Source organism: Streptomyces sclerotialus, assembly GCF_040907265.1.
Classification (GTDB): domain Bacteria; phylum Actinomycetota; class Actinomycetes; order Streptomycetales; family Streptomycetaceae; genus Streptomyces; species Streptomyces sclerotialus.
In genome coordinates this window covers 2,780,840-2,805,060 of the sequence record NZ_JBFOHP010000002.1, presented here as the reverse complement: position 1 = coordinate 2,805,060, position 24,221 = coordinate 2,780,840, and the positions used below count along the sequence as shown (strand labels likewise).

The following is a 24,221-nucleotide window of genomic DNA, read 5'->3' as shown; positions in this document are numbered from 1 at the left end:
CGGAAACGGCGGGGCAGCCGGTGCCGGCAGGTCTGCCGGTGCCGACGGGTCCCCACTCGCCGACCACCGAGGGCGGCAGCGCCCGTATCAAGAGCGGCGCCCGTACAGAGAACGGCGCCCCTACGGAGAGCAGCACTCGATGCGACAGCGGCATCCATAACAGCAACAGCAGCAGCACCCGTACCGAAAGCGACACCCGTAACGAGAGCGACACGTACGACGAGAGCCACACTCACGACGAGAGGGGCAGCGCATGACCGGCGTCGAAGACGATGTGCCGGGCGGCCGCGAACTGCTGCGCGTGGAGGGGGTGACGAAGTCGTTCCCCGGAGTGCGGGCCCTGGACGGCGTGGACATGAGTCTGCGCGCCGGCGAGGTGCACGTGCTCCTCGGCGAGAACGGCGCGGGCAAGAGCACCTTGATCAAGGTGCTCTCCGGCGCCCACCGCCCGGACGGCGGCCGCATCCTGGCCGACGCCCGCCGCTCCGGTGACAACGGTGGCAGCAGCGACAACGGTGGCAGCGGTGGCGGCGGCGACAGCGGTGGCAGCGGCGACAGTGGTGACGGGCTGCGCGAGGTGCACATCCGGTCCGCGCAGGACGCCGAACGGCTCGGCATCGCCACCATCCACCAGGAGTTCAACCTGGTCCCCGGCCTCACCGTCGCCGAGAACATCTTCCTCGGCCGGCAGCCGCGCACCGTGCTCGGCCTGGTCGACAAGAAGACCATGCGGGCCCGTGCCGCCGAACTGCTGGAGCGGGTACGGCTGGACGTCTCCCCGAACATGCCCGTCGCCGAACTGGGCATCGCCCGGCTCCAGATGGTCGAGATCGCCAAGGCGCTGAGCCTGGAAGCGCGCATCCTGATCATGGATGAGCCGACCGCCGTGCTCACCTCCGAGGAGGTGGCGACGCTCTTCGGGCTCGTCCGCGAGCTGCGCGAAGCCGGCGTCGGCATCCTCTTCATCACCCACCACCTGGAAGAGATCGGCGCGCTCGGCGACCGGGTCACCGTGCTGCGCGACGGCCGCTCGGTGGCCGAGGTGCCCGCCTCGACCGACGAGGACGAGCTGATCCGGCTGATGGTGGGCCGGGACATCGCCGAGCAGTACCCGCGCGAGCGCCCCGAGGAGCCGGGCGCGCCGCTGCTCCGGGTACGCGGGCTGTCCCGTACCGGGCCCCGGGGCGGGCCGGTGTTCCAGGACATCGGTTTCGAGGTGCGGGCCGGGGAGGTCGTCGGACTCGCCGGGCTGGTGGGCGCGGGCCGTACCGAGGTCGCCCGGGCGGTCTTCGGCGTGGACGCGTACGACGCGGGCACGGTCGAGATCGACGGCAAGGAGCTGGCCCGCGGTGACGTGCGTGCCGCAATGCGGGCCGGGCTCGGCCTGGTGCCCGAGGACCGCAAGGGCCAGGGCCTGGTCCTGGACGCGTCGCTGCAGGACAACCTCACCCTCGCCCGGCTGGACCGCGACACCCGGCGCGGCCTGGTGGACCGTGGCGCGCAGCGGCGCGAAGCGGCCCGGGTGGCGGGCCGGTTGAAGGTACGGATGAGTGGTCTGGGGCAGCGCACCCGCACCCTCTCCGGCGGTAACCAGCAGAAGATCGTCATCGGTAAGTGGCTGCTGACCGACGCCCGGCTGCTGATCCTCGACGAGCCGACGCGCGGCATCGACGTCGGCGCGAAGGTCGAGATCTACCGGCTCATCAACGAACTGACCGCGTCCGGCCGGGCGGTCCTGATGATCTCCAGCGATCTGCCGGAGGTGCTCGGCATGAGCGACCGGGTGCTGGTGATGTCCCAGGGCCGGCTGGCCGGCGAGCTGTCGGCGGCCGAGGCCACCCAGGACGCGGTGATGGAACTGGCGCTCCAGGCCGCCCCCGGAAGCGCGAGGTACGACGGCACGGCGCAGGACGACACGGCGCAGGGCGGTACCACGCACGGCGGTTCGGCGCACGGCGGCTCGGCGCAGGGCGGCACCACGCAGGACGGCACGGCGCAGGACGACACGGTGCAGGGCGGCACCACGCACGGTGGCTCGGCGCACGGCGGCGCGACGCGTGATGGGTCGGGCGGCGAGGCGAACAACGGCAACGGCGAGAGCGCGAGGGAGGGCTTCGATGTCCGCTGAGGTGAAGACGGGGGCTGCTGCCGAGGCGGTGGGCGAGGCTCCGGCGAGGGACGGCTTCGGGCCGTGGTTCTCCCGTGCGGTGCTGCGGAACGGGCCGCTGGGCGGCCTCATCGTTCTGGTCGTGGTGATGGCGGCGCTCTCCGGGGACTTCCTGAACGGGCAGAACCTCCTCAACGTCGGCGTGCAGGCCTCCGTCACCGCGATCCTGGCCTTCGCCGTCACCTTCGTGATCGTCTCGGCCGGCATCGACCTGTCGGTCGGCTCGGTCGCCGCGCTGTCGGCCACGGTCGTCGCCTGGGCCGCCACCACCGAGGGCCTGCCGGTGTTCGTCGCCGTACTGCTCGGCCTCGCGGTCGGCGCCGCGGCCGGTCTGGTGTCCGGTGCGCTCGTCGCGTACGGCAAGCTGCCCGCCTTCATCGCGACGCTCGCCATGCTGTCGGTCGGCCGCGGCCTCGCGCTGGTGATATCCGGCGGCTCGCCGATCGCGTTCCCCGCTTCGGTCAGCAAGCTCGGCGACACCCTCGGCGGCTGGCTGCCGGTACCGGTCCTCGTCATGATCGTGATGGGGCTGATCGCGGCGCTGATCCTGGCCCGTACGTACACCGGGCGCGCGATGTTCGCCATCGGCGGCAACGAGGAGGCTGCGCGGCTCTCCGGCATCCACGTCAAGCGCCGCAAGCTGGTCATCTACGCGCTGTCCGGGCTGTTCGCCGCGGTGGCCGGCATCGTGCTGGCGGCCCGGCTCACCTCCGCGCAGCCGCAGGCCGCCACCGGGTACGAGCTGGACGCCATCGCGGCCGTCGTGATCGGCGGCGCCAGCCTCTCCGGCGGCTCCGGCAAGGCGTCCGGCACGCTCATCGGCGCGCTGATCCTCGCGGTGCTGCGCAACGGCCTGAACCTGCTGAGCGTCTCGGCGTTCTGGCAGCAGGTCGCCACCGGCCTGGTCATCGCCCTCGCGGTGCTGCTGGACACGCTGCGGCGGCGGAGCGCGCGGTGAGGGGGCGTGCGGTGAGGGGGCGTGCGGTGAGGAGGCATGGCGGCATCATGAGTGGGCGTGGCATGGCGGGGCCGCAGCGGCGCATTGGAGCGTTCGGGGTGGTGGGGGCCGTGCTGGCCGCCTTCGCCCTCAGTGGCTGCGACCGGGGCGGGGACACCGATCTCGGTCTCGCCCTGTCCACCCTGAACAACCCGTTCTTCGTGGGCATCAAGGCAGGCGCGCAGGCGGAGGCCGACGCACGCGGGGTGAAGATCAACATCACCGACGCGCAGAACGACCCCACCCAGCAGATCAATCAGATGGAGACGTTCACCAGCCAGGACGTCAAGGCCGCGATCATCAACCCGGTCGACTCCGACGCCGCCGTACCGGCCGTCGGCGTCGCCAACCGCGCCGACGTCCCCGTCATCGCCTTCGACCGCGGCGTCAACGGCGGCAAGGTCGGCTCCACCATCGCCTCCGACAACGTCGCGGGCGGCCGGCTCGCCGCGAAGACGCTCGCCGAATCGCTCGGCGGCAAGGGCAAGGTGGCGTTCCTCGAAGGCCAGGCGGGCACCTCGGCGGCGCGCGAACGCGGCCAGGGCTTCGAGGAAGGCATCAAGAAGTACCCCGGCATCGAGGTCGTCGCCCGGCAGCCCGCCGACTTCGACCGCGCCAAGGCGATGGACGTGACGGCCAACATGTTGCAGGCCCACCACGACATCGGCGGGATCTTCGCCGCCAACGACGAGATGGGACTCGGCGCGGCGAAGGCGCTCGGGGCCAAGTCGGGCAAGGCCGTGAAGGTCGTCGGTTTCGACGGCACGCCGGAAGGTGTCGAAGCGGTACGGAATGGGACCCTGACGGCAACCGTCGCGCAACAGCCGAAGCTGCTCGGCAAGCTGGCCGTGGACTGGGGGCTCAAGGCCGCCCGGCACCAGCCGCTGCCGAAGCAGATCAAGGTGCCGGTGGTGCTGGTGACCGCCAAGAACGCGGCGCGGTACGACGGATGACCGTGGCGCGGTACGACGGGTGGCCGTGGCTCGGGACGACGGATGACCGTGGCGCGGTACGACGGGTGGCCGTGGCTCGGGACGGCGGGTGGCCGTGGCTCCGGGCGGCGGGTGGCCGTGGCTCGGTATGACAGGTGGCCGTGGCGCAGTACGAAGGATGGCTGCGGCGCGGTACGGCGGGTGGCGGTAGCGCCGCACGACGGATGACCGTGGCGCGGTACGACGGATGACCGTGGCGCGGCAGCAGGACCATGGGCGGCGGCAGACCGCCGCCCGGCAGTGAACGAAGAATGGAAACGGCGGACGTGGACGCACACAACGACGACCACAGGGACGACTACGACTACGACGTGCTGGTGGTGGGCTCTGCCAACGCCGACCTGACGGTCCGGGTGGACCGGCGGCCGGACGCGGGCGAGACCGTGCTCGGTACGGATCTGGTCGAGTCGGCGGGCGGCAAGGGCGCCAACCAGGCAGCCGCCGCCGCCCGGCTCGGCGGCCGGGTGGCCCTGCTGGCGCGGATCGGCGGCGACGCCTACGGCGAGCTGCTGCTGAACGCGCAGCGCGCGGTCGGCACCGACGTCACGCACGTCATCGCCGACCCGGAGGCCCGCACCGGCACCGCGATGATCATCGTGGGCGCGGACGGTGACAACAGCATCGTCGTCTCGCTCGGCGCCAACGCGGCCCTCACCCCGGAGGACATCGCCGCTGCCCACAAGGTGATCGCGGGCGCCGCCGTGGTCTCCCTCCAGCTGGAGATCCCGATGGAGTCCGTGGAGGCCGCGGCCGCCGCGGCGGGTGAGGCCGGCACCCGGGTCGTCCTCAACCCCTCCCCGGCGCCCGAGAGCCTCGCCCCCGGCCTGCTCGCCGCGGCCGACCCGCTGGTGGTCAACGAGCACGAGGCGCGCCGGATCTCCGGTGCGGGGGCCGGCGGGCCGGCGGAATGGGCCCGTGCGCTGCGCGAACTCGGCGCCCGCTCGGTCGTCGTCACCCTCGGGGGCGACGGGGCGTACGTCCTGGACGCGGACGGGGAAGCGGTCGTACCGGGGGTGAAGGTGACGGCCGTGGACACCACGGGGGCGGGTGACGCGTTCACCGGTGCGCTCGCGGTGCGGCTGGCGCGGGGGGAGTCACTGGCTGCGGCCGCGCGCTACGCCGTGCGCGTCGGCGCCGCCGCCGTCACGAAGACCGGCGCGCAGCCGTCTTATCCGACGGAGGATGAGCTGCCGGAGGGCTGAGTGAAGGGCGGGGCCGCCTGGTGGGTGGGCTGGGGTGACCGCTCCGGCTGCCCGCCGGGGGGGTTCCGCTGTGCCCACCCTCCCCCGAGCTCTTGAGGAGCAGGGACCCCCTCGCCCTGCGGAACGAATGCCCACGGCGGGGGGGCTACAGGTCCTTCGGGCCGTATCGGCAGTGGTGGGCACCGGTCATCAGGGCCCAGTAGCGGTCGCCGTAGGACCAGTGCCACCACTCCGTGGGGTAGTTGACCAGGCCGGCGCCGCTGAGGGCCGTGCCGAGTATGCGGCGGTGGGTGCGGGCCTCGGGGGTGAGCCCCGGGGCGTGGGTGTAGCACGCGCCGCCGCTCTCCTCGGGGTCCGCGTTGATGCGCGTCCCCATGTCCAGCTCCGTGCCGTCGGCCGTGACCAGCAGCAGGTCCACCGCGCTGCCCGCGCTGTGCGGGGCTGTCTCCGGCGGGGAGACGTACCGGCTGGTGGCGTCCCGGAGAAGCGCGGGCGGCCACTCCGGATGTGCGGCCCGCAGCTCGTCGGCGTACTCCTGGAAGTAGCGGCGCTGCAGGGCCGGCGGGCGGTACCCCTCCGCCACCCGCAGCCGCAGGCCGTCGGGCAGTGCCGCCTGGGCGCGCAGCAGGCGGTCCACCACGCCCTCCCGCAGATGGGCGAAGGCGCCGTCGGAGTCCTCGCGAATCTCCGACACCAGCAGCTCGGGCGCTGCCGTCCGGACGTCGAGCAGCGGCTCACCGCACTCCACGACCGGCACCGCCGCCACCGCCGGGTCCGACATCAGCGTGATCCGCTCCCGCAGGTCGGCGAGGGCGAGTCCGGTCCCGCCGCCCGCGTCCGCGATCCGGCCGGTGTCCGGTGACCAGGCGCCGCTGCCCCCGCAGCCGATGCCCGGCCGGTCCGGGTTCCCCGGGCTGTCCGAGTTCCCCGGGCCACCCGTATTCCCCAAGCCGCCCGGGTTTCCCGGGCCTCCCGGGGCCCCCGAGACGCCCGGGTTCCCCAGTCCGCCCGGATCTCCCGGGCCCGGATGATTGGCCAGCACCACGTGCAGGCCGTGCTTCCGGGCGGCCGTCGCGTACACCTCCTCGGTCCGCGCCGCCGAGTCGTGCAGGGCGCTCGCCAGCAGCACCCCGCAGCCGTCCGCCGCGGCCCGCTCCCACACCTCCGGGTGCGCGGTGTCGTAGCAGGTGGCCAGGGCGATGCGGAGGCCGCCGAGCGTGCACCTGCCGTCCGCACGGCCCGGCGTGAAGACCGCTTTCTCCGGGCCGTGCAGATGCCGCTTGTCGTAGCGGGTCAGCAGCGCGCCGTCCGGGCCGAAGACGTACGACGTCAGGGCCAGGCCGCCGGCCGCCGCGGGCGCCGGGCAGTTGACCACCGCAGCGGTGCCCGTCGCCCGGCAGGCTGCCGTGACCGGCGCGAGGGCCGGATCGTCGGCGGCGAACGCGAACCGCCCGGGCTCGGCGGCGATACCGTCGAGCTCGTACCCCGTCAGGGCCAGTTCGGCGAAGACGACGAGGCCGGCACCGCGCCCGGCGGCCTCGGTGACCAGCCCGGCCATCCGCGCCGCGTTGGCGGCGGCGGCCAGCGGGACGGGGGCGAACTGCGCTGCTGCGACGATCATTTGCCCATCATGCACCCGCCCACTGACAACCGGCACGACGCGGCCTTCGTCACCAGTTCCCGTACCTGGCCGACGATGGCCAGCCGGTTGCGGACGAAGGTGGGGTCGGTGACGGTGCCGGTGGCCGGGTCGGTGTTGCCGGGGGCGAACTCCAGTACCGGCGTGTGCAGATGACCGCCGGACAGGGACCGGTCCACCGCGTCCCGCAGCAGCGTCGCCCGGTAGGCGATCTCGTTGGAGAGGTAGTCGCCGCCCCCGCCCGCGCGTGCCGTGGAGCCCGGGGTCGGTCCGTCCGGACGCTTCACCGGCTCGGTGCCGCCCGCCGGGATCTCGGTGACCTCCGTGTTGTCGTGCACCGGGTACGGGCCGGTCGCGTCGCCCGTGAGCGCCTCGTACGGCAGCGTCGTGCGCGTCCACTGGGGCTGCGGCCGGACCGTCGGTACACCGTCCGGGACGGGTACCGTCTCCGTACGCGACTCCCGCGCGTTGTCCGGGTAGCCGCCCCGCCAGGCCCCGTTGGTGCGCTCCACGTCGAAGCGGCCGGGCCTGCCCTGGCTGATCGTGGTGAAGAGATCGACCTGGCGCGGTCCGGGCCGGAAGTGCGGCAGCAGCGTGTGTTCCACGGTCCCCGCCGCGAAGTCCGACCAGCGGACCGGGAAGACCGCCGTCTCGATGCGTACGGTGCGCCCCGAAGCGGTGCGCACCGTCGTGCCGTCCAGCGCGAGCGCCGCGGCGCCCGAAGGGTTGCTGCGCCGCGGGTCGGCGTCCAGTTGGAACGGGTCGAAGCCGGTGACGAGGACGCGTGTGACGCGCCGGCCCGCCGGCAGGCCGATCGAGTCCTCGCCCCGGGAGGCGCGCTCCAGCGTCCCGGACAGTGCGGTGCGCCGCCCGTCGGAGAGTCCGAAGGACGGCTGCCATTCCCGGAGCGCACGGGTCATCTCCAGCCGCGCCCAGTACAGCGGTCGGTCGTCGTCCCGGCTGAGGTCCCCGCCCGCCGGGCCGCGCCCCTGGACCCGGTCCACGGCCCGTTCCCACAGCTCCTGCCCGGCCCGTGCGACGTACCGTTTCGCCGCCCCGTACGACCGGGTCGCGGCCAGCCCCCTGGTGAACTCCGGCCCGGCGTCATCGAAACCGCTGCGCCGCAGGATCTCCCGCGGCGCCTCCAGGGCGAGCCGCTGCTCCTCCACGGCCACCGGGGACGTGCTCAGGGCCACCGGGGACGGGCCCGCGGCCACCGGGGACGGGCCCGTGTCCGGAGCCTGGTCGCGGGCGGCCGCCGGGGCGGTCAGGGCAAGAGGGAGCGCGGTGGTCAGCGCGGCCCCGAGGACGAGGAGCCTGGTACGTATGCGTCTCATGGGGCGAGTAAAGCCGCCCGTCCCGTGTGCCGGTAGAGGGCGACCGGCCGCCGCCCCGGCCGTCACTCCGCCGAGAACGCCCACACCGTCCGCGACCGGAAGACCTGCCCCGGGCGCAGCACCGTACCGGGGAAGTCCGGCCGGTTGGGCGAGTCGGGGAAGTGCTGCGTCTCCAGGGCGAGGCCGGCGCCCGCCAGGTAGGGGCGGCCGGTGGTGCCCGTATACGTACCGTCCAGGTGTTCGGCGGTGTAGAGCTGGATGCCGGGCTCGGTGGTCGACAGCCGTACGGCGCGCCCGGAGGCGGGGTCGCTCAGCTCGGCCACCGGACGCGGCGCGGGCGCCTCCTCGGAGGGTGCGCCGATCGTCCCGGAGCCGTCGCCGACCACGAACGTGTGGTCGTAGCCGCGTCCTACTGTGCGGCGGGCCCGGAAGTCGAAGCGGGTGCCCGCCACCGGGGCCGGGGGGGCCGGCGGGGATGCCCGTCGGGTCCACCGGGAGGTAGTGACCGGCGTCCATCCGGAGCCGGTGGGTCTCCGCGCCGCCGCTGCCGTCCCCGCTGAGGTCGAAGTACGTGTGGTTGGTGAGGTTGAGGACCGTCGGCGCGTCCGTGGTGGCGCGGTAGTCGCAGGTGAGCTCGCCGGCCGGGGAGAGGGTGTACCGGACGCGGACGTCCAGGGCGCCGGGGAAGCCCTCCTCGCCGTCCGGGGAGACCCGCCGCAGCTCCACCCCGTCCGGGCAGGGCGCGGCGTCCCACAGGGCCGTGGAGAAGTTCGCGGCCCCGCCGTGCAGACAGTTCGGGCCGTCGTTGGCGGGCAGCGCGTACCGCTCCCCGTCGAGGGTGAAGGCGGCGCCCCCGATGCGGCCCGCGTACCGCCCGACCAGCGCTCCGAAGTACGACTCGCCGTGCGCCTGGTACCCGGCGACGTCGGGGAACCCGAGGGCGATCTCGCCCCGCCGGCCGTCCCGGTCCGGGGTCTCGATGCTCTGCACGATGCCGCCGTACGTCAGGATCCGTACCCGGACTGCGCCTGCTTCGAGTGTCCAGCGGTGGACGATACTGCCGTTTTTCAAGGTGCCGAAGGGCTCTCCGGCGGCGTGCGTCGCGCTCATACGCCGACCCTATGCCCGCGCGGAACCGCCACCGTGCCGGGTCAGCCCCCGCCTCCGGGGCGGGTGACGGTGCGGTAGGCCATCTCGGCCAGCTGCCGCTGCCCGCGTTTGCTGGGGTGGAACCAGTCCCACTCGCTCAACTCCCTGCCGGTGAAGCGGTAGTCGAAAACCGCCTGGTCGAACCGGCAGCGGCGGTCCTTCGCGCACTCCTCGCGCAGTGCCTCGTTGTACGCCACCACCTGGTCCCGCACCGCTGCCCTGCGGTCGTCAGCGGCGGGCGAGACGTCGTCGGCGTCGCGCAGCATCGACTGGCAGATCCCGAGCTTCCACACCTGCTTGCCCACCGGGTTCCGTCTGCCTTCCGACCACAGCCGCAGCAGATCGGGCACCGCGGCGACGTAGACCTGGGTCCTGGGCAGTGCCTGGCGCAGCTTCTTCAGGGACGTCCGGAAACCGGTGCGGAATTCGGCCGTCGACGTCATGGCGGAGGCGTTGTTGCGGCAGGCGTCGTTGGCCCCCACCAGGATCGTGACGAGTTCGGGTTTGTGCGGAACCGCTCGGTCGATCTGGCGCGGCAGATCGTTCATGAGCGCTCCGGTGCGCGCGAAGTTCCAGGTGTGCCCGGACTGTTTCGTGACCAGGCGGCTCGCCAGGCTGTGCACGGCGGGGTCGGTGCCGGTGGCCCATGAGGCGGCTGTGCAGTCGGCGAGCAGCCCGCAGGCGTCGAACCCGGCCGTTATCGAGTCACCGAGCGCGGCCACGGAGTCCGGACGGGTGTCCCAAACCGGTGTGGGGGACGGGCGCGGACTGGCCGGTTCCGTGCGCCCGTGCGCGCCTGGGGAGTTGTCGCCGCCGGAGCCGGAACCGCAGGCCGGGACGGTGAGGAGCAGCGCCGCCGCGAGCGCCGCCGGCAGTGTTACCGGCCGCCGGCGGGGGCGTCCGGCGGCCCAGTCGATCTTTGCCATCCCCTGTCCCCCTCCGACGTGCGAGTGATATCTCTTCCGTGAGCGACGGTACGTCACCTCTCGGCGGTCACAGCGCGGTAGCTTTGCCCCGTGGCCGTCGGGCGGCGACCCGAAGGAGTAGCGCACTCCGTACGAACAAATTACAACACGTCATTTCCTGTCCCTTTTGTGGCGAATTGAGCCCCATGGTGTTTACTGTAGGTAACCTCGCGTGCTGGTGCCGAAGTGATCATTGGGGCAGAATGTCAGCAGCTGTCCCGGCCGCGACCGGAACGGGCACGAGGCCGCTGGGGAAGGCGAACCTCGAACCGTACTGGAGGTCCCGGTGACGACACGTGGAGTTCTGTACGTCCACTCCGCTCCGCGCGCGCTGTGCCCGCACGTCGAATGGGCCGTCGCGGGCGTCCTCGGCGTGCGCGTCAATCTCGACTGGATCCGCCAGCCCGCCTCACCCGGCACCTGGCGCGCCGAGTTCTCCTGGCAGGGCGAGTCCGGCACGGCCTCCAAACTGGCCTCCGCGCTGCGCGGCTGGCACCTCCTGCGTTTCGAGGTGACCGCCGAGCCGTGCGCGGCCGCCGAGGGCGAGCGCTACAGCTCCACCCCCGACCTGGGCATCTTCCACGCCGTCACGGGAATCCACGGCGACATCCTGATTCCCGAGGACCGGCTGCGGGCCGCGCTGGCCCGCTCCGCGCGCGGCGAGACCGACCTGGAGGCCGAGGTCGCCAAGCTCCTCGGCAAGCCCTGGGACGACGAGTTGGAGCCCTTCCGGTACGCCGGTGAGGGCGCCCCGGTGCGCTGGCTGCATCAGGTCGTCTGACCGCCGCCCGGCCGGGGCGCGCGTCGTTGGGTTCGAGCGCACTCCAACGCCTACGGTGCGGGGTATGGCTGACAACACCTCAGTGGCAGTGCTCGGCACCGGGATCATGGGTGCGGCAATGGCCCGCAACCTCGCCAGGGCGGGCCTGGACGTCCGGGTGTGGAACCGCACCCGCGCCAAGGCCGCACCGCTCGCCGAGGACGGCGCACGCGTCACGGACACCCCCGCCGAGGCCGTGGACGGCGCCGACGTCGTCCTGACGATGCTGCACGACGGCCCGGCAGCCCTGGAGACCCTGCGCGCCGCCGGTACGGCGCTGAGCCCCGGCACGGTATGGGCCCAGTGCACCACCGCCGGCCTCGCATCCCTCGGCGAGCTCGCGCGCTTCGCCCAGGAGCACGGCCTGGTCTTCGTCGACGCGCCCGTCCTGGGCACCAGGCAGCCCGCCGAGGCGGGACAGCTCGTCGTGCTCGCGGCCGGGCCGGGCGCCGCACGGGAGCTGCTCGCGCCCGTCTTCGAAGCGATCGGCAGCCGTACGGCCTGGATCGGCGAGAACGGCGACGAGGGCGCCGCCACCCGCCTGAAGCTCGTCCTCAACAGCTGGGTGCTCACCGTCACCCACGGCGCAGCGGAGGCCATGGCCCTCGCCAAGGGCCTCGGCGTCGCCCCGCAGGAGTTCCTGGACGCCGTCGCGGGCGGCCCGCTCGACATGGGCTATCTGCGCGCCAAGACACAGGCGCTGCAGGAGGGCGACCTCGCGCCCAGCTTCCGGACCCGTACGGCCGAGAAGGACGCCCGGCTCATCGTCGAGGCCGGCGAGGCGGCCGGTGTCCGGCTGGACGTGGTGGCCGCGGGCGCGGAACGCTTCCGCCGCGCGACGGAGCAGGGCCACGGCGACGAGGACATGGCCGCGTCGTACTTCGCGAGCTTCGAGGAGAAGTAGGACCCGGGCCACGGCGGACGCGGCGAGGCCCGCCCCGGAGGACATCCGGGGCGGGCCTCGTCATGTACGACTCACGTACGACGCGCGTATCAGACCGTACGGAACGCCAGGACCACGTTGTGGCCGCCGAAGCCGAACGAGTTGTTGACCGCGGCGATCGTGCCCTCCGGCAGCTGCCGCGGCTCGTCGCGCACGATGTCCGCGTCGATCTCCGCGTCGAGGTTGTCGACGTTGATGGTCGGCGGAGCCTGGCGGTGGTACAGCGACAGGACCGTCGCGACGGTCTCGATGCCGCCCGCGCCGCCCAGCAGGTGGCCGGTCATCGACTTCGTCGCGGAGATCGCGATGTGGTCGACCTCGTCGCCCAGGACCCGGCGCAGCGCCTTGATCTCGGCGATGTCACCCAGCGGCGTGGACGTGGCGTGCGCGTTCAGGTGCACCAGCTCGGCCGGCTTGAGGTCGGTGTCGTCCAGCAGGTTCTGGACGGCCGCCGCGATGCCGCGGCCGGTCGGCTCGGGCTGCGCGATGTGGTGGCTGTCCGCCGACAGGCCCTGGCCCAGCGCCTCGCAGTACACGCGGGCACCGCGCTTGGCGGCGTGCTCGGCCGACTCCAGGACGACCACGCCGGCACCCTCACCGAGGACGAAGCCGTCCCGGGCGGTGTCGTACGGGCGCGAGGCCTTCGTCGGCTCGTCGTTGTTCTTCGACATCGCCATCATGTTCGCGAAGGCGACGAGGGGCAGCGGGTGGATCGCCGCCTCCGTACCGCCCGCGATGACCACGTCGGCACGGCCGGTGCGGATCATCTCGACGGCGTACCCGATGGCCTCGGCACCCGAGGCGCAGGCGCTCACCGGGGTGTGCACGCCCGCCTGCGCGCCGACCTCCAGGCCGACGTTGGCGGACGGGCTGTTGGGCATGAGCATGGGCACGGTGTGCGGGGAGACGCGGCGTACGCCCTTCTCCTTCAGCACGTCGTACTGGTCGAGCAGGGTGGTCACGCCGCCGATGCCGGAGGCGATCACGGTGCCCAGACGCTCGGGCGTGACGACGGCCGAGCCGTCCTCGGCGGTGTCCTCGCCGGCCGGACCGGTGAAGCCCGCGTCGGCCCACGCCTCACGGGCGGCGATCAGCGCGAACTGCGCCGAGCGGTCCAGCTTGCGGGCGACGGGGCGGGGCAGGACCTCGCCCGGGTCGACGGCCGCGGTGGCGGCCATCCGGACGGGCAGGTCGGCGAAGCGCTCGTCTTCCAGGGGCCGTACGCCGGAGCGGCCCGCCAGCAGACCTTCCCAGGTCGAAGCGGTGTCGCCACCCAGCGGTGTGGTTGCGCCGATACCGGTGACGACCACGGTGCGATTGGTCGCGTTCACGGGAATTCTTGTCTCCACAGGTAGAGGGGTCGAGAATCGACGGCGCCACCGCGGGGTGGCGACATGCGGGGCTGGGTCAGCCCTGGTGCTCGAGGATGTACTTGGTGGCGTCGCCGACCGTCTTGAGGTTCTTGACGTCGTCGTCGGGGATCTTGACGTCGAAGCGCTCCTCGGCGGCGACGACGACCTCGACCATGGACAGCGAGTCGACGTCCAGGTCATCGGTGAAGGACTTGTCCAGCTGGACGTCCTCAACGGGGATGCCGGCGATTTCGTTGACGATCTCCGCGAGACCCTTGACGATCTCGTCCTGAGTGGCGGCCATGATGGCGCTCCTTCGGTGTTTTTCGAGTGAAACTGTTGCTTTGCGGTGAAGTTCCGTACAGCGGTCGGAACGTCCGAGGACGACGGCGCTGCGTAGATCTTGCCTAGGGGAGAGTAACGACCGTGGCGGCGTACACGAGACCCGCCCCGAACCCGATGACGAGCGCGGTGTCGCCGCTCTTGGCCTGACCGGTCGCCAGCAGCCGCTCCATCGCGAGCGGGATCGAGGCGGCCGAGGTGTTGCCGGTGGTCTCCACGTCACGGGCGACCGTGACCGACTCGGGCAGCTTGAGCGTCTTCACCATCGAGTCGATGATCCGCATGTTGGCCTGGTGCGGGATGAAGACGTCCAGGTCCTCGGGGCTGACGCCGGCCACGTCCAGGGCCTCCTGGGCGACCTTGGCCATCTCGAAGACGGCCCAGCGGAAGACCGCCTGGCCCTCCTGGGTGATCGCCGGGTAGCGGATCTCGTCCAGGGCCAGCTGGTCGCCGGGGCCGTCGCCGCCGGGCACCGGGGTGCGGCGGTAGACGTCCCAGCTCAGGGTCTGCTTGATGGTCTCGGACTTGTCGCCCTCCGAGCCCCAGACCGTCGGGCCGATGGCCGGTTCCTGCGCCGGGCCCACGACCACGGCGCCCGCGCCGTCACCGAAGAGGAACGCCGTCGCGCGGTCCTCCAGGTCGGTCAGGTCCGACAGCCGCTCCACGCCGATGACCAGCACGTACTCGGCCGAGCCCTCGGTGACCATGCCCTTGGCCAGGGTCAGGCCGTATCCGAAGCCCGCGCAGCCCGCTGAGATGTCGAACGCGGCCGGCTTGCCGGCACCGATGCGGTGCGCGATCTCCGTGGCCACGGCCGGGGTCTGCTTGAAGTGCGAGACCGTCGAGACGATCACGCCGCCGATCTGCTCAGGGGTGAGACCGGCATCGGCGATCGCCTTGCCCGCCGCCTCCACCGACATCGCCGCGACGGTCTCCTCGGGGCCGGCCCAGTGGCGGGTGGCGATGCCCGAACGCGACCGGATCCATTCGTCGGAGGAGTCGATGTACTTGAGGATCTCCTCGTTCGGCACGACCCGGGTCGGGCGGTAGCCGCCGACACCCATGATGCGCGCGTACGGGGCGCCCTGCGCGGGCTTGATCTTCGAGGTCATGCTCTTCGGTCTCCTTATCCGGCCGAGTTCTCGGCTGCGGGAGAAGCGTGCTCGGCGATCAGCTCGCGGGCCGCGTCGAGGTCCTCCGGCGTCTTCAGCGCGAGGGTCTTCACACCCGGCAGCGCACGCTTGGCCAGGCCGACGAGGGTCCCGCCGGGGGCCGCCTCGATCATCGCGGTGACGCCCAGCTCCTTGAAGGTCTCCATGCACAGGTCCCAGCGCACCGGGTTGGCCACCTGGCCCACCAGCCGCTGCACGACCTCCTGGCCCGAGGCCACGGCCGCGCCGTCCTTGTTCGAGACGTACCGGGTGTGCGGATCGGCGGCGGACAGCTCCGCCACCGCGGCCTCCAGCGCGGACACCGCGGGGGCCATGTGCGCCGTGTGGAACGCGCCGGCCACCTTCAGCGGGACCACCCGCCGGGTGCCCTCCGGCTTGTCCTCGGCCAGCGCGGCCAGCTGCTCGGCGGTGCCGGCGGCCACGATCTGGCCCGCGCCGTTCACGTTCGCCGGGGTCAGGCCCAGCTTCTCCAGGTGCGGCAGCACCGTCTCCGGCTCGCCGCCCAGCAGGGCCGACATGCCGGTCTCGGTGACGGCCGCGGCCTCGGCCATGGCCAGGCCGCGCTTGCGCACGAGGGCCAGCGCGGCCTCGTCCGACAGCACGCCGGTCAGGGCGGCGGCGGCCAGTTCACCGACGCTGTGGCCGGCGGCGGCGCCGACCTGGGCCGCGACGTCCTCCGGCGACGTGAACAGCTGCCGCGCGGAGATCAGTGCTGACGCGACCAGCAGCGGCTGGGCGACGGCGGTGTCGCGGATCTCCTCCGCGTCCGCCTGCGTGCCGTAGTGGACCAGGTCGAGGCCGATGGCGTCGGACCAGGCACGGAGCCGGTCCTCGACACCGGGAAGGTCGAGCCAGGGGGTCAGGAAGCCGGGCGTCTGAGCGCCTTGGCCGGGAGCGACGAGTACGAGCACCCTCACACTCTCTCTTGTGGGAGGTCCCGCCCGCCCGTGGGGACAGGGACGAAGAACCATCGGGGTAATTGTTGGTGTCCGACAAAAGCTTAGGGTTGCGCCTCACCGTCGGCCAGACGCCCCAGGATGAGGGCGATACGCAAGGTGAACGCCGAGCGGACATCGGACGGCGACCATCCGGTGACGTCCGTCACACGTCGCAGCCGGTAGCGCACGGTGTTGGGATGCACGAAGAGCATCCGCGCCGCCCCCTCCAGGCTGCTCGCCTGCTCCAGGTAGACGCTCAGCGTTTCGAGGAGCGCACTGCCCGCTTCCTCCAGTGGTCTGTAGATCTCCTCCACCAGCTGATCGCGTGCTGCCGGGTCGCCGGCCATCGCGCGCTCCGGCAGGAGATCATCCGCCAGCACTGGCCGCGGCGCGTCCGGCCACGCCGCGCACGCCTTCAGGCCCGCCGCCGCTGCCTGCGCCGACCGCGTCGCCGCCAGCAGGTCCGAGACCACCGGGCCCGCCACCACCGGTCCCGCCGCGAACGGCCCGATCAGCGCTTTCGCGGCCTTCAGCGGCTCGTCGGAGCCGCCCGCGATCACCACCAGCCGGGTCCCGAGCACCCCCGTCAGCACCTGCAGCTTCGCGTGCCGCGCGGCGCGCCGGATCGCCTCCACCGTCAGCTCGCTGTCCCCGTCCGGGGCCGTACCGAGGACCACCGCGACGTGCTCGGGGGAGTTCCAGCCCAGCGCCGCGGCCCGGGACACCGCGCCCTCGTCCGCCTCACCGGACAGCACGGCGTTGACCACCAGCGACTCCAGCCGCGCGTCCCACGCGCCGCGTGCCTCCGCGGCCTGTGCGTAGACCTGTGCGGTCGCGAAGGCGATCTCCCGCGCGTACACCAGCAGCGCCTCGCGCAGCACCGACTCGTCACCCGGAGCGGCGACGTCGTCGATCGCGGTCTCCATGACCTCGATCGTGGTGCGGACCATCTCCACGGTCTGCCGCAGTGTGATCGCCCGGGTCAGCTCGCGCGGCGCCGTACCGAAGACGTCCGTGGAGATCGCCTGCGGGGTCTCCGGATGCCGGAACCACTCCGTGAAGGCCGCGATGCCCGCCTGCGCCACCAGACCGATCCACGACCGGTTCTCCGGCGGCATCGCCCGGTACCACGGCAGCGTCTCGTCCATGCGGGCGATGGCATGGGCCGCGAGCTTGCCGGAGGACTTCTCCAGTCGGCGCAGGGTCGCGGAGTGCGGGTGGGCGTCGTGCGATGCGGGTTCAGACACGGGGACAAGCCTGCCTCATCGGGGCGGGGTGATGGCGCGGTGGGGCTACGGTGGCCGAATGCTGTGTTGCCCCGGGGGACGACCCCCGGACCCCCGGCCGGGGGTCTTGAGGGCCTGACCGAAGCGGAATCGGAGGCGAAATTCCGGTGATCGAGGTGCGCAGAGCCCAGGACCGCTACCCGGGCGGGGACCCGCAGGCCGGCGTCGAGACCCGCCACGCCTTCTCCTTCGGCCATCACTACGACCCGGACAACATCAGGTTCGGCGCGCTGATCGCGTGCAACGAGGAGCGGCTGGCGCCCGGCGCGGGCTTCGACGAGCACCCGCACAGCCACACCGAGATCGTCACCTGGGTCGTCGAGGGCGAGCTGACCCACCGCGACTCCACCGGTCACGAGACGCTGGTCGGACCCGGTGACGTGCAGCGGCTCAGCTCGGCCGGCGGCGTACGGCACGTCGAGCGCAACGACGGCACGGAGCCGCTGTGCTTCGTCCAGATGTGGCTGGCACCCACGTCCTTCGGCGGCGAGCCCGACTACGAAGTGGTGCGCGGCATCGCCGACGGCACCCCGTACGCCGTGCCGCGTGCCGACGCGATGCTGCACGTACGGCGGCTCGCGGCGGGCGACCGTACGGCCGTACCGGACGGCGCGCGGGTCTACGTGCACGTCGTACGCGGCGCGGTACGCCTCGGCGACGCGCTCACCGACGGCGGACCGGCGCTGCTGGAGGCGGGCGACGCGGCGCGCGTCACCGACGCCAAGGAGCTGGAGCTGACCGCCGAGTCCCCGGCGGAGCTGCTGATGTGGGAGATGCGGGAGGAACCCACGTACGGCTGATGTTCCGGGCGCGGCCCGGTCTCAGGCCGCCCGCAGGTCCGCCAGCACCGCGTCCGTGAAGGGCGGCCACGCCTCGATCGCCCAGGGGCCGAACGCCCGGTCCGCGAGCGCGGCACAGGCGGCGCCCGCGTCCGGGTCCACCCACAGGAACGTGCCTGCCTGGCCGAAGTGCCCGAACGTACGCGGCGAGGAACCGGCACCCGTCCAGTGCGGCGACTTCCCGTCCCGGATCTCGAAGCCCAGCCCCCAGTCGTTCGGCTTCTGGTTGCCGTACCCCGGCAGCACGCCCGACAGCCCGGGGAAGACCACCGACGTCGCCTCCGCCAGCGTCTCGCGGGCCAGCAGCCGCGGCGCCAGCAGCTCGGCCCCGAAGCGCGCCAGGTCGGCGGCGGTCGACACGGCGTCCTTGGCCGGCGAGCCGCCCTCCGGCAGCTCCGTCGCCGTCATGCCCAGCGGGTCGAGCACGGCCTCCTTGAGGTACTGCGGGAAGGGGATGTCGGTCGCCTTCGTCAGGTGCTCGCCCAGCGCCTCGAAACCCGCGTTCGAGTAGATCCGGCGCGCACCCGGCGCCGCCATCACCCGGTCCTCGTCGAACGCCAGCCCCGACGTGTGCGCGAGCAGATGCCGTACCGTGGCGCCCTCCGGACCGGCCGGCTCGTCCAGCTCGACCGCGCCCTCCTCCACCGCGAGCAGCGCCGCGTACGCGGCCAGCGGCTTGGTCACGGAAGCCAGCGCGAAGCGGTGCTCCTGCGGTCCGTGCGCGCCGGCCACCGTGCCGTCGGCTCGTACGACGACCGCCGCAGCAGTGGGCACCGGCCAGTTCTCGATCATCCGCAGGCTCTCCATGGCCCCGAGCCTAAGCGATCCCCGCGCGGGCCCCGGCGGTGTCCCCCGGCGCCCCCTGACCGGCCCCGCCTGGCCCTGTCCGGCCCTGTCCGGCCCTGTCCGGCCAAATATTGCGTCAAGTCTGCGCTTGCTTGGAGTGCACTCCAGCTCTCTAGCGTTGAGGACGTCGTGAGGGAAACGGCGAACGGGAGAGACGGCATGTCGGTCATGGAGAGCGCCCCGGTCCGGACCCGGGAGCGGCCGCGCAACTGCGCCGGCCTGCGGGTCGGCCCGCGCCGGCCGGACGGCCGGGACCAGTACACGATCAGCGAGGTCGTCGAGCTCACCGGGCTCAGCGCCCACACGCTGCGCTGGTACGAGCGCATCGGACTGATGCCGCACGTCGACCGGACGCACACCGGCCAGCGCCGCTTCACCAACCGCGACCTGGACTGGCTGGACCTGGTGGGCAAGCTGCGGCTGACCGGCATGCCGGTCGCCGACATGGTCCGCTACGCCGAGCTGGTCCGCGAAGGCCCGCAGACCTTCCCCGAACGGGAGGAGCTGCTGACCGCCCACCGCGAGGACGTACGGCGGCGGATCGACGAACTGCGCAGCACGCTGGACGTCCTCGACTACAAGATCGACCTCTACGCCGACGCACGCCGGGCGGCGGAACGGGAGCACGAACGTGGCTGAGCCCGGCGGCAAGGGAGCGGGAACATGACCGAGAAGATCACCTCCGTCGAACTGGGCACGGGCGGACCGCGGGTCGGCGTCCAGGGTCTCGGCTGCATGGGCATGAGCTGGGCGTACGGCCCGGGCGCCGATGCGGGGCAGGCCCGCGCGACGCTGGAGCACGCGCTCGGCCTGGGCGTCACGCTCTACGACACCGCCGACGTCTACGGCGACGGCGAGAACGAGAAGCTCATCGCGCCGTTCATCCAGGCGCACCGCGACGAGGTGGTGCTGGCCACCAAGTTCGCGATCGTCGCCGATCCGTCCGACCCGTACAGGCGCAGCATCCGCAACGACCGCCCGTACGTCCGGCAGGCGGTCGACGGGAGCCTGCGGCGGCTCGGCGTCGACACCATCGACCTGTACTACATGCACCGCCGCGACCCGGACGTCCCCATCGAGGAGACGGTCGGCGCGATGGCCGAACTGGTCGCCGAGGGCAAGGTGAAGCACCTCGGCCTGAGCGAGGTCACGGGGGAGGAGCTGCGCGCCGCGCACGGTGTGCACCCGATCGCCGCCGTGCAGTCGGAGTGGTCGCTGTTCAGCCGTGACGTGGAGCGGAGCGTGGTGCCGGCCGCCGCGGAGCTCGGCGTCGGCTTCGTCCCGTACTCGCCGCTCGGCCGCGGCTTCCTGACCGGCTCGTTCACCAGCGCCGACAAGGAGCTGACCGAGGACGACTTCCGCCGTACGCAGCCGCGCTTCACCGGGGACAACGCGGCCGCCAACGCGCGTCTGCTCGCGCCGGTACGGGAGATCGCGGAGGCGCACGGGGCGACGCCGGGGCAGGTCGCGCTGGCGTGGGTGCAGCAGCGGGCCGAGGTGCACGGCCTTGCCGTCGTCCCGATTCCGGGTACCCGGCGGGCCGAGCGGGTTGCGGAGAACGTGGCGGCGGTCGGGCTTCGGCTGAGTGGTGAGGAGCTGGCTCGGCTGGAGCCGATCGCTGGGCGTGTGGCGGGGGATCGGTACGCCGACATGACGCCGACGTCCGCGGGGCGGGAGTAGGCGGCCGCCTGGGCTTGTGCGGGTCCGTTGCCGGGTGCGTCTCCGTTGCCGGGTGCGTGTTCGTTGCCGGGTGCGGCGCCGTTTCGCCTGCGGCGGGCGGTGCCGCTGCGCGGGGCTTGGCGTTACGGGGACGGGCCTCCGCGGTAGGGGGTCCGGACTGCTTCGCTTTACGTCCGGACCCCCTACCGCTCCGGCCCGTCCCCTCCCGTCGGTGGTGGGTGGAAAGACGGGCGGGTGAGGGGCGAGCTGGTCATGCCATGCCCAGGGCGAAGAGGGCGAAGGACGCCGCGAGCACCGCGGCACCGGCTCGGAGGGCGCGTCCTGCGGTCCAGGGTGCTTCGAAGCGGCGGGTGAGCAGGCCTATCGCGGTCAGCGTCAGGGCGAAGAGGGGGAGCCAGGCCAGGCGGGTGAGCAGCCAGGCCAGGGAGTCGGGGGGTGTGGTCAGGCCTGGGACCGGGCCGAAGCGTGCGGAGGGCACCGCCGCTGCCAGCATTGCGGTCTGGTGCCAGCAGAAGATGGTCATCGCGCAGAGGTTGACGAGCACGACCGGGGCCCAGAGTGCCGGGCGGCGTAGTAGTGCCGTGAGGCGGTCACGGAGCAGGATCGCGGCGCCGCACTGGGCCGCCGCCAGCGCGAGGACCAGCAGCGACGGCGGGTGCGAGTTGGTGCGGGGCGCGCCCGGGACGCCGACCGTGCTGGCGGGGTAGTGGAAGGCCAGGAGGAGGACGGCGAAGAGGGCCGTGCCGCCGGTCAGCAGGGTCCATGCGGCGCGTCGGCCGAGTCGTTGCTCGCCCCAGCAGACCCCCAGTTGGTACGCGAACAGCCAGCCGGGGAGGAGGTTGAGCAGCGCGAGCCAGGGCGGTACGGCGGCCGCGTACGGGCCGTAGCGGAGGAAGTCGATCACTGCGACGGATGCGAGGAGAGGTGCGGCAGCCCATGGTCCGAGCCGCCGTGCGGCACGTGCGCAGTACGGCGTGAGGGCGGTGACCGCGGCGTAGACGCCGACGAACCACAGGGGCTGTACGACCAGCGTCGCGCCCGTACGCAGCGTCGCCTCGGGTACGCCCGCCGCGGACAGTACTCCGATGAGCAGCGCCCAGACGGCCGTCACGGCGAGCACCGGGCGGCCCAGGCGGGCCAGCCGGCCGCTCAGCCAGTGTGCGGTGGACTCCCCGCGTCCGGCCGCGCGCCGGTAGGAGAGGACGGATGAGTATCCGCCTACCAGGAAGAAGATCCCCAGGAGTTGGAGGACCCAGCTCAGGGGGGCGAGGAAACCGAGCGTGGAGAGTGGGCTGGCGTTGTGGAGCGCGCCGTCGGCGTCCAGGGTGAAGCCGCCCACCAGCCAGTGGCCGGTCGGTACGGCGAGCAGCGCGAGTGCGCGCAGTCCGTCGATCGCGCGGTCGCGGTGGGCGGGGGTGCGGGCCTCGATGGCGCGGATCGCGTGGCCCGCCTTGTGCCGGAGCGCGATGGTCATGTCGGGTCCTTGGGTGAGGGCGCGCTCAGCGCACGCCGGAGTAGTGGCCGAGCACGATGTCGGCGAAGCCGGCCAGGGAGTCGGTGCCGGGGACGAGGTAGCCCGTGTGGCCCTCGGCGCGGTCCGCGGTGACGCGGCGCGCGCCGAAGGCGGGGTCGGTGGGGTCGGTGCCGTGCCCGAGGCCCAGCACTTCGACGTTCGGGATGCTGCCGATCCAGTCGGAGGTGTCCCGGGCCGCCCATACCCGGCCGCCGGCGTGCAGGTCGGCGGCCCGTTCCGTACGGGCGCCGGGGGAGCCGAAGAGGATGACGTCGCCGACCGCGGCCCGGCCGGCCCGGGGCGCGGCCAGGCCGCAGACCACCGAGCCGTAGCTGTGGCAGAGCAGCGCGGGGGCCGGGGCGCCGGTCGCGGCCAGTCCCGTCAGCAGCCGGGCCAGCCGTCCGGCGCCGGCTTCGGCGAGCCGCCCGGTGGCCGCGTCCGGGCCGAGGCCGACGGGGGTGGTGTAGCCGGCCCAGGCGATCACCGCGGTGGGGGTGGCCGGTGCGGTTGCGGTCATCCGGGCGCGCAGTGAGAGCGCCATGCCGGTCGGGGTGCCGTACCGGTCCCGCTCGCGGTCGAAGGTGCCGAGGTCGATGTCCGAGCCGGGCACCACCACCGCCGTGTGCCGGGCCGCGGCGAGGTCCCCGTACACCTCGGCGACCTGCCCCCGGCCGCGCGGGTCGAAGAAGAGGATCTGCCGCCCGGGGGCGAGGAGTTCGGTGTACCGGGCGGCCAGCGCGCGGGCCTGCTCGCGGTCCTCGGCGGTGCGGTCCGGGTCGTCGGCGCGGGCGTACTGGCGGGCGCGTTCGGCCCGCAGGGCGTGGGCGTTCGCGCGGTAGCGCAGCTGTACGGGGGCGCCGTCCAAGGTGCCGACGGTCATCGGGTGCCGGTCGGCGAGCCGTTGCCGTTCCGCCGGGGTCAGTCCCGCGAAGAAGCGGGCCACGGCGGCGGCTGAGGCGGTCGCCGGGTCGGGCAGCGGCCGGCCGAGGGTGCGGTCGGCGCGCCAGGCGGCGGCGCCCGGTGCGGGGCCGGTGACGGCGGTCTGCTCCGTGCCGGCCGCCCAGCCTCCGGTACCGGCGACGAGCGCGGCGGCCAGGGCGAGGGCGGCGATACCGCGGCGACGCCGGCGGGCACCGGTCCGCGTGCCGGTGCGGAGCGTGGCGGTGGTGTCGGCGGTACGCGGCGGAGTGCGCAGCGGCATCGTCGGTCTCCCTCTCCCAGTGGCGTGGCGGAGGGAAACGTAGGAAGGGGATGCCGGGTGCGGCGTCACACCGCGGGGCCAAGTGGCGGGTGATACCGGGGTATCGGGCTCTCGTCCGTACGGAGGAGAGGGGCGGTGCCGCGCCGCGCAGCTCCCCTGGGCGGCTTCGCCCCTGACAGGCGCGGCACCAGGTCCGGGTCGGTCACCGGACCACGAGTGAAACGGTTCTTCAGCCGGTGGGCGCGGTCCGGATGGCGGCGATGTCGAACTGGAGGCGGACCTTCTCGCTCACCATGGCGCCGCCCTCCGCCAGCTTGGCGCTGTACGTCAGGCCCCATTCGGAACGGTTGATGGTCGTGGTGCCGTCGAAGCCGACCCGCTGGTAGCCGAACGGGTCGGTGACGTGCCCGATGTAGGTCAGCTCCAGCACGACGGGGCGGGTGACGTCGCGGATGGTGAGGTCACCGGTCATGCGGTAGACGTCCTTGCCCGCCAGTTGCACGTCGGTGCTCTTGAAGGTCATCCGCGGGTGCCCCGCGGCGTCCAGGAAGTCACGGCCCATCAGGTGGGCGTCGCGCTGCTCCACGCCGGTGTCGACGCTGGCGGTGTTCAGCGCGATCTCGGCCCAGGAGCGGGCCGGGTCGAGACCGTCGAAGTAGAGCCGGCTCTCGAACTCCGTGAAGGCGCCGCGGACCGTGGTCACCATCGCGTGCCGCACGGAGAAGCCGATTCTGCTGTGCGCGGGGTCGATCATCCACTCTCCGGTGAGAGCGGCGAGGCCGGGATCGTCCGGGAAGCCGTCCCGGTCACGTGCCGCTGAAGCGGCGGTCGCCTCCGGAGA

The 24,221-nt window shown here is 73.0% G+C and carries 18 protein-coding genes and 3 pseudogenes; 8 read left to right on the top strand and 13 right to left on the bottom strand.

All coding sequences use genetic code 11. The annotated features are described in order from the left end of the window. Window positions 1-253: 253 nt before the first annotated feature. The 3 genes and pseudogenes from AAC944_RS12470 to AAC944_RS12460 all read left to right on the top strand — a co-directional run. A pseudogene (locus AAC944_RS12470) lies at window positions 254-1,864 on the top strand (sugar ABC transporter ATP-binding protein); the annotation flags it as partial. Window positions 1,865-2,117: 253 nt separating this feature from the next. Continuing rightward, a pseudogene (locus AAC944_RS12465) lies at window positions 2,118-4,117 on the top strand (ABC transporter permease/substrate-binding protein). 305 nt (window positions 4,118-4,422) lie between these two features. Then, the gene (locus AAC944_RS12460; RefSeq protein WP_368397160.1) at window positions 4,423-5,358 is read left to right on the top strand and encodes a ribokinase; all 936 of its coding nucleotides are present in this window, start codon (window positions 4,423-4,425) and stop codon (window positions 5,356-5,358) included. Window positions 5,359-5,503: 145 nt separating this feature from the next. Here AAC944_RS12460 and AAC944_RS12455 read toward each other — a convergent pair whose 3' ends face one another. The 4 genes and pseudogenes from AAC944_RS12455 to AAC944_RS12440 all read right to left on the bottom strand — a co-directional run bounded on the left by AAC944_RS12455 (window position 5,504) and on the right by AAC944_RS12440 (window position 10,409). Then, window positions 5,504-6,979 (bottom strand): nitrilase-related carbon-nitrogen hydrolase, encoded by a 1,476-nt coding sequence (locus AAC944_RS12455; RefSeq protein ID WP_078888705.1) that lies wholly within the window; start codon window positions 6,977-6,979, stop codon window positions 5,504-5,506. Next, window positions 6,976-8,334, bottom strand: a complete 1,359-nt coding sequence (locus AAC944_RS12450) for a PA0049 family protein (RefSeq protein WP_037772625.1) — start codon at window positions 8,332-8,334, stop codon at window positions 6,976-6,978. Before AAC944_RS12450 ends, AAC944_RS12455 begins: the two co-directional genes overlap by 4 nt. A 62-nt stretch (window positions 8,335-8,396) precedes the next feature. After that, window positions 8,397-9,444: pseudogene (locus tag AAC944_RS12445) on the bottom strand (aldose epimerase family protein). Window positions 9,445-9,485: 41 nt separating this feature from the next. Then, on the bottom strand, window positions 9,486-10,409 hold the full coding sequence (locus AAC944_RS12440; protein ID WP_030618249.1) for an SGNH/GDSL hydrolase family protein: 924 nt from the start codon (window positions 10,407-10,409) through the stop codon (window positions 9,486-9,488). A gap of 325 nt (window positions 10,410-10,734) precedes the next feature. Between AAC944_RS12440 and AAC944_RS12435 the strand changes: the two genes are divergently transcribed. Both AAC944_RS12435 and AAC944_RS12430 read left to right on the top strand, forming a co-directional pair. After that, window positions 10,735-11,229, top strand: a complete 495-nt coding sequence (locus AAC944_RS12435; RefSeq protein WP_030618245.1) for a DUF3145 domain-containing protein — start codon at window positions 10,735-10,737, stop codon at window positions 11,227-11,229. A 64-nt stretch (window positions 11,230-11,293) separates the two neighbouring features. Beyond that, window positions 11,294-12,172, top strand: a complete 879-nt coding sequence (locus AAC944_RS12430) for an NAD(P)-dependent oxidoreductase (protein WP_030618242.1) — start codon at window positions 11,294-11,296, stop codon at window positions 12,170-12,172. Between the two features lie 89 nt (window positions 12,173-12,261). On the opposite strand, the gene AAC944_RS12425 is transcribed toward AAC944_RS12430, so the two are convergent. From AAC944_RS12425 to AAC944_RS12405, 5 genes are all read right to left on the bottom strand, one after another. Continuing rightward, entirely contained in the window at window positions 12,262-13,542 is a 1,281-nt protein-coding gene (locus AAC944_RS12425) for a beta-ketoacyl-[acyl-carrier-protein] synthase family protein (protein WP_030618239.1), read from the bottom strand. A gap of 76 nt (window positions 13,543-13,618) precedes the next feature. Continuing rightward, window positions 13,619-13,867, bottom strand: coding sequence for an acyl carrier protein (locus AAC944_RS12420; RefSeq protein WP_030618236.1), 249 nt, complete (start codon window positions 13,865-13,867; stop codon window positions 13,619-13,621). A gap of 103 nt (window positions 13,868-13,970) precedes the next feature. Further along, complete coding sequence (locus tag AAC944_RS12415; protein ID WP_030618232.1) at window positions 13,971-15,017, bottom strand: ketoacyl-ACP synthase III; 1,047 nt, start codon at window positions 15,015-15,017, stop codon at window positions 13,971-13,973. Between the two features lie 14 nt (window positions 15,018-15,031). Continuing rightward, complete coding sequence (locus AAC944_RS12410; RefSeq protein ID WP_030618229.1) at window positions 15,032-15,988, bottom strand: ACP S-malonyltransferase; 957 nt, start codon at window positions 15,986-15,988, stop codon at window positions 15,032-15,034. An 89-nt stretch (window positions 15,989-16,077) separates the two neighbouring features. After that, the gene (locus tag AAC944_RS12405) at window positions 16,078-17,262 is read right to left on the bottom strand and encodes a PucR family transcriptional regulator (protein WP_030249149.1); all 1,185 of its coding nucleotides are present in this window, start codon (window positions 17,260-17,262) and stop codon (window positions 16,078-16,080) included. A gap of 149 nt (window positions 17,263-17,411) precedes the next feature. Here AAC944_RS12405 and AAC944_RS12400 point away from each other — a divergent pair, with 149 nt between their 5' ends. Next, a complete protein-coding gene (locus AAC944_RS12400; protein WP_078888724.1) occupies window positions 17,412-18,101 on the top strand; it encodes a pirin family protein in 690 nt (229 codons plus the stop codon). 21 nt (window positions 18,102-18,122) lie between these two features. Here AAC944_RS12400 and AAC944_RS12395 read toward each other — a convergent pair whose 3' ends face one another. Further along, a complete protein-coding gene (locus AAC944_RS12395) occupies window positions 18,123-18,947 on the bottom strand; it encodes a serine hydrolase domain-containing protein (RefSeq protein ID WP_030618221.1) in 825 nt (274 codons plus the stop codon). A 198-nt stretch (window positions 18,948-19,145) separates the two neighbouring features. Here AAC944_RS12395 and AAC944_RS12390 point away from each other — a divergent pair, with 198 nt between their 5' ends. Beyond that, window positions 19,146-19,625 carry a MerR family transcriptional regulator gene (locus AAC944_RS12390; RefSeq protein ID WP_030618218.1) on the top strand — a complete coding sequence of 160 codons (480 nt, stop codon included), beginning with the start codon at window positions 19,146-19,148 and terminating at the stop codon, window positions 19,623-19,625. Window positions 19,626-19,649: 24 nt separating this feature from the next. After that, window positions 19,650-20,666 carry an aldo/keto reductase gene (locus AAC944_RS12385; RefSeq protein ID WP_030618213.1) on the top strand — a complete coding sequence of 339 codons (1,017 nt, stop codon included), beginning with the start codon at window positions 19,650-19,652 and terminating at the stop codon, window positions 20,664-20,666. Between the two features lie 250 nt (window positions 20,667-20,916). On the opposite strand, the gene AAC944_RS12380 is transcribed toward AAC944_RS12385, so the two are convergent. The 3 genes from AAC944_RS12380 to AAC944_RS12370 all read right to left on the bottom strand — a co-directional run bounded on the left by AAC944_RS12380 (window position 20,917) and on the right by AAC944_RS12370 (window position 24,134). Continuing rightward, window positions 20,917-22,140, bottom strand: coding sequence for an acyltransferase family protein (locus tag AAC944_RS12380; RefSeq protein WP_030618211.1), 1,224 nt, complete (start codon window positions 22,138-22,140; stop codon window positions 20,917-20,919). Window positions 22,141-22,165: 25 nt separating this feature from the next. Next, window positions 22,166-23,380 carry an alpha/beta hydrolase gene (locus tag AAC944_RS12375; protein ID WP_078888704.1) on the bottom strand — a complete coding sequence of 405 codons (1,215 nt, stop codon included), beginning with the start codon at window positions 23,378-23,380 and terminating at the stop codon, window positions 22,166-22,168. Window positions 23,381-23,609: 229 nt separating this feature from the next. After that, window positions 23,610-24,134, bottom strand: coding sequence for a YceI family protein (locus tag AAC944_RS12370; protein WP_438272796.1), 525 nt, complete (start codon window positions 24,132-24,134; stop codon window positions 23,610-23,612). Between the last annotated feature and the right edge of the window lie 87 nt (window positions 24,135-24,221).

Bases quoted from the DNA above. Each gene is read 5' to 3' on its own strand.
- AAC944_RS12455 (WP_078888705.1), bottom strand. From the start codon at position 6,979: ATGATCGTCGCAGCAGCGCAGTTCGCCCCCGTCCCGCTGGCCGCCGCC.
- AAC944_RS12450 (WP_037772625.1), bottom strand. From the start codon at position 8,334: ATGAGACGCATACGTACCAGGCTCCTCGTCCTCGGGGCCGCGCTGACC.
- AAC944_RS12440 (WP_030618249.1), bottom strand. From the start codon at position 10,409: ATGGCAAAGATCGACTGGGCCGCCGGACGCCCCCGCCGGCGGCCGGTA.
- AAC944_RS12430 (WP_030618242.1), top strand. From the start codon at position 11,294: ATGGCTGACAACACCTCAGTGGCAGTGCTCGGCACCGGGATCATGGGT.
- AAC944_RS12420 (WP_030618236.1), bottom strand. From the start codon at position 13,867: ATGGCCGCCACTCAGGACGAGATCGTCAAGGGTCTCGCGGAGATCGTC.
- AAC944_RS12415 (WP_030618232.1), bottom strand. From the start codon at position 15,017: ATGACCTCGAAGATCAAGCCCGCGCAGGGCGCCCCGTACGCGCGCATC.
- AAC944_RS12395 (WP_030618221.1), bottom strand. From the start codon at position 18,947: ATGGAGAGCCTGCGGATGATCGAGAACTGGCCGGTGCCCACTGCTGCG.
- AAC944_RS12390 (WP_030618218.1), top strand. From the start codon at position 19,146: ATGTCGGTCATGGAGAGCGCCCCGGTCCGGACCCGGGAGCGGCCGCGC.
- AAC944_RS12385 (WP_030618213.1), top strand. From the start codon at position 19,650: ATGACCGAGAAGATCACCTCCGTCGAACTGGGCACGGGCGGACCGCGG.
- AAC944_RS12380 (WP_030618211.1), bottom strand. From the start codon at position 22,140: ATGACCATCGCGCTCCGGCACAAGGCGGGCCACGCGATCCGCGCCATC.
- AAC944_RS12375 (WP_078888704.1), bottom strand. From the start codon at position 23,380: ATGCCGCTGCGCACTCCGCCGCGTACCGCCGACACCACCGCCACGCTC.
- AAC944_RS12370 (WP_438272796.1), bottom strand. From the start codon at position 24,134: ATGATCGACCCCGCGCACAGCAGAATCGGCTTCTCCGTGCGGCACGCG.